We start from the raw sequence: 6,426 nt of genomic DNA, 5'->3' as shown, positions 1-6,426 counted from the left end.
TGGGGGTGGCGCCGCGCTAGTCAACGCAGAGTTTCGCGGAGGAAAAAAGGAGTTCGCAGAGAACGGACATGCTCTCTGCGAACTCTTTTTCATCCTCGCGAGTCTGGTGTTGAACCGCGCCGCTCATCCATCAAACAGGATGTTCACAGGCTCGCGGCCTCGAAGGTGTTGCACTGGTTCACCTGGCCGGTGTCGAAGCCGCGGCGGAACCATCGGACGCGCTGGGCGCTGGTGCCGTGCGTGAACGACTCCGGCTGCACGTGGCCCTGCTGCTTTCTCTGCAGCGTGTCGTCGCCGATGGCGCTGGCGGCGGTGAGCGCTTCGTCGATGTCGCCCGGCTCAAGCCAGGGCTGCCGCGCCTCGGCGTGGTGCGCCCACACGCCGGCGTAGCAGTCGGCCTGCAGCTCCTGCATCACCGAAAGCCGGTTGCGCTCCGCTTCCCCCACGCGCTGGCCGGCCGCGTTCACCTGCTGCGAGATGCCCGTGATGGTCTGCACGTGGTGCCCTACCTCGTGCGCGATCACGTACGCCTGGGCAAAGTCGCCGGGTGCGTCCAGCTGGCGGCGCATCTGGTCGTAGAACGCCAGGTCGATGTACACCTTCTGGTCGCTGGGGCAGTAGAACGGCCCCACCGCCGTGCTGGCGCTGCCGCACGCGGACTGCACGCCGCGCTCGAACAGCACCAGCCGCGGCTCCTGATACGTCTCACCCTGCTGGCGAAACAGCTCGCCCCAGGTGACTTCGGTGTCGCGCAGCACGGTGCTCACGAACTGGCCCAGCGAGTCCGTCGCGGGGTCCACCGGGCCGGACCGCCCCTGCTGCTCCGCGGCTCCCGGCTGCGGCACCTGCACCCCCGACGGATCGCCGGTAAGCAGAAAGTAGATCAGTCCCAGCACCACCGCCCCGATCCCGCCGCCGGCCGCCATCCCGCCGCCGCCCATGCCGCGGCGGTCCTCGATGTTGCCGCTACCGCCTCGTCCCTGCCAGCGCATCTCGTGTCTCCTGTGCCGATGCCGTCGCCGACCCGCTCCCGCGGTGTCTTCCGCAAGGCGAGCGCCAGACGGGGCGGACCCCACGCAGGACCCGCCCCGTTACATCTCCTGCGCCGAGATTACCGGTCCTGCGGACCGGTGCGGTTCACGTCGTCCGGCGTGGTGGCGTCCACGCGCCGGGCCTGGTCGCGCAGCGCCTCCGTGTTCTCCTGCACGTTGCGCACGTTCTCGGCGGCCATGCGGTTGTCCTCGCCGCCGGCGCCGTCCGCGTGCAGGCCCTGGACGGGGCGATCGGTGCCAGCCGGCGTGGTGGCGTCCACGCGGCGCGCCTGGTCGCGGAGCGCCTCCGTGTTCTCCTGCACGTTGCGCTGGTTTTCGGCGGCCATGCGATTGTCCTCGCCGCCCATGCCGCCCGTCCGCGTTCCCTGGACCGGCCGGTCGGTGCCCGCGGGGGCGGTGGCCTCCACGCGGCGCGCCTCGGCGGCCAACGCCTCGGTGTTCTCGCGCACGTTGCGCATGTGCTCGCGGGCCTCGGTGGTATCTTCCGACGCGTTGCTGCGCCCGCCGTTGTCCTGGGCCATGTGACTTGCTCCTGCTTGAGTTTCCGCCCCATCCACCGGTCACGTGGCGCCCCGGGTTGCACGTCCCGTTCCCGACGCCACATCCCTGTGGTGACGGTTAGAACTGGCTTGCGCGAGCAGGACGGATGCGGCGTCTGCACGATCCGCCTATGCAGTGGTGAAATCGAAAGGCTCCCGGCGTACGTTCCGCCAGGAGCCTTTCCCGTTGTGCAAGCGACCGATATCAGCCGCGGCGGGCGTCGGCGTCTTCGCCATCGCGGTCCACACGGGGGACGTCGGTTTCGCTCACCTGGTCGCGGGCGTGGGCCACCTGGGCACGCAGATCCTCCACGTTCTCGCGGATCTCGCTTACGTCGCGGCGGTTGTCACGCGCGGCCTCGCGGGCGCGCTCCAGCGACTCCGCGCCGGCCTGCAGCGACTCGGCGTTGCGGCGCAGGACCTCCGCGGCGCGGCGCTGGGTTTCGGCGATGTCTTCCTGGCGCGCGCTAAGGTCCACGTCGTCCGCGGCGCGCACGCGGTCGGCCTCGGCCACGTCGGGCGGAAGGCGAAAGTCGTAGTCCGTCTCCTGCGTGCGGTGCGTGGCGCGCAGGTTCTCCTGGCGCGCCTCCTCCGCTTGCCGCGCGACCCGGTCCGCCCTTTCCTCCACCTCGCGCAGCCCGTCGCCGCGCGGATCCATGTCGTTGCTCACGTTCGCCTCGCTCGCTGCCGTTTCCGCGCTGACTCGCAGGAGGGCAGCGGATTGCAAGCGGGACGCCAGAGGGTGATGGTGTGATGGTGTGATGGTGTGATGGGCGATGGGCGATGGGCGATGGGCGATGGGCGATGGGCGATGGGCGATGGGCGATGGGCGATGGGCGATGGGCGATGGGCGATGGGCGATGGGCGATGGGCGATGGGATTGCGTTGCGAAATCGCGCGTGACGTAGGGATGGTTACAATCGTCTGGAAACGCATGTTTTGGCGGGCCGGCCTCCCACCGCCGGCTAGCGATCATCATTCCCATCTCCCCAGGAGTCATCCCCATGCGCAGGTCCATCGTCCCCGTTCTGCTCACCCTCTTCCTGCTGGCCGGCTGCGAGCGCGCCGGAATCTTTGCGCCGGACGGCGCGCGCAACGCCGTGGCCGCGCCGGAGCGGCACCCCATTCTGTTCGTGCACGGCTGGAACTCCAGCGGCAGCGTGTGGGCCACCATGATCGCCAACTTCAAGGCGGACGGCTGGACGGACGCGCAGCTGGCGAACTGGAGCTACAACACCTCGCAAAGCAACGCTACCACTGCGCAGCAGATCCGCACAAAGGTCGATTCCATCCTCCTGGCCACCGGCGCCACCAAGGTGGACGTCATCACCCATTCCATGGGCGGCCTGTCGTCGCGCTACTACGCCAAGAACCTGGGTGGCGACACGAAGATCGATGCGTGGGTTTCGCTGGGCGGGCCCAACCACGGCACCACGAGCGCGTACGCGTGCCTCCAGACCGCGTGCGTGGAGATGCGCCCCGGCTCCACCTTTCTCAAGAGCCTCAATGCGACGGACGAAACGCCGGGCGCGCCGCGCTACGCCACCTGGTGGTCCGCCTGCGATGCCGTGATCGAGCCCGACAACAGCACCCCGCTCATCGGCGCCACCAACACGCAGACCGCCTGCCTGGGCCACAGCGACTTCTACAAGGACGCCACCACCTACGCGCAGGTCCGCGGCTTCGTGCACCGGTAAGACTGTCCCACCGGGGTCGAAAAGCCGTACCGGGATATATCGGGCCGTGCCACCCCTCCCCCGAAGTTGGGGGAGGGGTCGACCGCCGTTGCGAGCAACGAGCAAAAGGCCGGTCGGGGGAGAGGGCCCGCGGGCGCCAGTTCGATGCCCGCTTCTCCATCCCCTTTTCCTCCCGGCATGGCATCCGCGTGAGCCGATCCGTATCGTACACGTAAACGTGTTGTCGACCACGCAGCGGAGAGGCGATGCGCGCACCGTTTCAATCCATCTATTCCCACGGGTTCGTCCGCGCGGCGGTGTGCATCCCCGCCGTGCGCGTAGCCGATCCCGTGTTCAATCTGGAGCACACGCTGCGGCTGGCCCGCGAGGCGTCCGACGCGCACGCGGCCGTGGCGCTGTTCCCCGAGCTGGGGCTCAGCGCCTACACCTGCGAGGACCTGTTTCAGCAGGATGCCCTGCTCGACGCCGTGCGCGACGCGCTCGCGCGGGTGGTGCAGGAGAGCGTGGGGATGACGCCGGTTCTGCTCGTGGGCGCGCCGCTGCGGCTGGGCGGGCACATCTTCAACTGCGCGTTCGTCATCTACCGCGGGCGCGTCCTGGGCGTCGTCCCCAAGTCGTACCTTCCCAACTACCGCGAATTTTACGAGCGCCGCTGGTTCGCCCGCGCCGCCGAGGCGCCGTTCACCGAAGTGCAGGTGTGCGGTCAGCTGGTGCCGTTTGGCAGCGACCTGCTGTTCGAGGCGCAGAACGTGGAGGGCTTCGCGCTGCACGTGGAAATCTGTGAAGACGTGTGGACGCCCATCCCGCCCAGCAGCTGGGCCGCGCTGGCCGGCGCCACCGTGCTGGCCAACCTGTCGGCCAGCAACATCACCGTGGGCAAGGCCGAGTACCGGCGTGACCTGTGCGCGGGGCAGTCCGGCCGCTGCGTGGCGGCGTACCTGTACTCCGCGGCCGGTCCTGGTGAATCCACCACCGACCTGGCGTGGGACGGGCACGCGCTGATCTACGAGAACAACGAGCTGCTGGCCGAGTCGCACCGCTTCGTTCCCGAGCCGCACATGATCGTGGCCGACGTGGACCTGGAGCGGCTGGCGCAGGACCGCTCGCGCCTCACCTTCTTTCACGACAACGTCGCCGACCACCGCGCGCGCATCGAAGGCATTCGCCGCATCCCGTTCGAGTTCCGGGTGCCGGAGGGCGAGATCCCCCTCATCCGCGACGTGGCGCGCTTTCCGTACGTGCCGGACGATCCGGCCGAGCGCGACGCCCGCTGCTACGAGGCGTACAACATCCAGGTGCACGGGCTGATGAAGCGCCTGTCCAGCACCGGGATCGAGAAGATCGTCATCGGCGTCAGCGGCGGGCTGGATTCTACCCACGCGCTGATCGTGGCGGCGCGGACGATGGATGCGCTGGGGCTGCCGCGCGCCAACATCCTCGCCTACACCATGCCCGGCTTCGCCACCAGCGAGGGGACCAGGAGCAACGCCTGGAAGCTGATGCGCGCGCTGGGGGTGACGGCGCAGGAGATCGACATCCGCCCCAGCAGCCTGCAGATGCTGCGCGACATCGGCCATCCGTACGGCGCCGGCCAGCCGGTGTACGACGTGACTTTCGAAAACGTGCAGGCCGGCGAGCGCACCAGCCACCTGTTCCGCCTGGCCAACTTTCACGACGGGCTGGTGCTGGGCACGGGCGACCTGAGCGAGCTGGCGCTGGGGTGGGCCACCTACGGGGTGGGGGACCAGATGTCGCACTACAACGTGAACGGCTCCGTCCCCAAGACGCTCATCCAGTACCTGATCAGCTGGGTAATCCACAGCGGCCAGTTTGGCGACGAAGCCGGGGCGGTGCTGCAGAGCATCCTGGATACGGAGATCTCGCCCGAGCTGGTGCCCGCCGACGCAGGCGACGACACGTCCCAGCCCGCGCAGAGCACACAGGAGAAGATCGGCCCGTACGAGCTGCAGGACTTTACCCTGTACTACGTGACGCGCTTCGGATTTCGCCCCAGCAAGGTGGCGTACCTGGCGTGGAACGCGTGGAGCGATCGAGCCCGGGGCCGCTGGAGCGACCTGCTGCCGGCGGAAAAGCGCAACCAGTACGAGCTGGCTACCATCAAGCGGTGGATGGAAGTGTTCCTGTGGCGCTTCTTCAAAACCAGCCAGTTCAAGCGCTCGGCCATGCCCAACGGCCCCAAGGTGGGCTCCGGCGGATCCCTCTCCCCCCGCGGTGACTGGCGCGCTCCCAGCGACTCCGAGGCCACCGTGTGGCTGGAGGAGCTGCGGAAGAACGTGCCGTAGAGATCTGCCTGTGATCTTCGATAAGCCCCGTTCGGCGCGTCCTGCTCGCCGAACGGGGCTTCCGTCTGGCGGACAGCGGGCTGCACGGTTGTATCGGGAGATAAAGAAGTCCCCCCTATAGAAGGATGTGTGGCAGCCCGCGAGACGCACCGAACTCGCGCGGGTAACGTTTATCCCCTCGCGCGCGTGCGAGTCTGCGGGACGGCGCCAAGCGGGAGAGGGAAACAAGGCCCTTGACGTGTCACGGAACCCCCGCTATACTATGCGCCCCTTCACAACCCAGCCGTCACACGGCGGTCACGAGTTCCAAAGAAGGGGTTGACGCCGCTGGCCAAGGCTGATAAGTTGTAAGGCTGTCGCCTGAACGGGCGGTGTTGGACGGACGGGGGAGAAAGTTTGGAAAACCGACCCCTTGACCGGATTGCCTAAGTGGTTTAGGTTGAAGGCGTTGCAGGAAGCGCGGCGGTTTGGAAAGCTTCGAAACTTTCTCACCGCCGCCCCTTGACGAAGCGAGTCGAGGGTGCTAGATTGAAGGACTGACGCGGCGGCCGGGTGAAACTGGCCGGATGCGAATTGGAGAAGCGAGTCAACGGCTCGCGAAAGAAGTTTGACAACTCGGGTCTTTGGGAGTGCTAAGACGGGCGCCCCGTAGCGGAGCAAGTCGAAGGCAACACGTCCTTCGCGTCCGCAGTAGGTACGGGACGTAAACGTGAAATTTCCGAATGAACACAACCGTGTTCGTTCACAAGAGCTGTTTGAACTCATGGAGAGTTTGATCCTGGCTCAGGACGAACGCTGGCGGCGCGCTTAACACATGCAAGTCGTACGGAGTTGT

Annotated in this window: 5 protein-coding genes and 1 rRNA gene; 3 read left to right on the top strand and 3 right to left on the bottom strand. The window is 67.5% G+C overall.

Annotated elements, in window-relative coordinates; translation table 11 throughout:
• Positions 1–143: 143 nt before the first annotated feature.
• The 3 genes from ACOJUJ_RS11190 to ACOJUJ_RS11180 all read right to left on the bottom strand — a co-directional run bounded on the left by ACOJUJ_RS11190 (position 144) and on the right by ACOJUJ_RS11180 (position 2,261).
• A complete protein-coding gene (locus ACOJUJ_RS11190; RefSeq protein WP_420126954.1) occupies positions 144–992 on the bottom strand; it encodes a neutral zinc metallopeptidase in 849 nt (282 codons plus the stop codon).
• 119 nt (positions 993–1,111) lie between these two features.
• Complete coding sequence (locus ACOJUJ_RS11185; RefSeq protein WP_420126953.1) at positions 1,112–1,573, bottom strand: hypothetical protein; 462 nt, start codon at positions 1,571–1,573, stop codon at positions 1,112–1,114.
• A 223-nt stretch (positions 1,574–1,796) separates the two neighbouring features.
• The gene (locus tag ACOJUJ_RS11180; protein WP_420126952.1) at positions 1,797–2,261 is read right to left on the bottom strand and encodes a hypothetical protein; all 465 of its coding nucleotides are present in this window, start codon (positions 2,259–2,261) and stop codon (positions 1,797–1,799) included.
• A gap of 334 nt (positions 2,262–2,595) precedes the next feature.
• Here ACOJUJ_RS11180 and ACOJUJ_RS11175 point away from each other — a divergent pair, with 334 nt between their 5' ends.
• The 3 genes from ACOJUJ_RS11175 to ACOJUJ_RS11165 form a co-directional block, all read left to right on the top strand.
• Positions 2,596–3,288, top strand: a complete 693-nt coding sequence (locus tag ACOJUJ_RS11175; RefSeq protein ID WP_420126951.1) for an esterase/lipase family protein — start codon at positions 2,596–2,598, stop codon at positions 3,286–3,288.
• 245 nt (positions 3,289–3,533) lie between these two features.
• Positions 3,534–5,591: an NAD(+) synthase gene (locus ACOJUJ_RS11170; protein WP_420126950.1), complete on the top strand. Its 2,058-nt coding sequence runs from the start codon at positions 3,534–3,536 to the stop codon at positions 5,589–5,591.
• Positions 5,592–6,351: 760 nt separating this feature from the next.
• Positions 6,352–6,426 (top strand): 16S ribosomal RNA (locus tag ACOJUJ_RS11165); the annotation flags it as partial.

Origin of the sequence: Longimicrobium sp., assembly GCF_048594345.1 — a bacterium.
Classification (GTDB): Bacteria; Gemmatimonadota; Gemmatimonadetes; order Longimicrobiales; family Longimicrobiaceae; genus Longimicrobium.
This window is presented reverse-complemented; position numbering and strand designations above follow the sequence as displayed.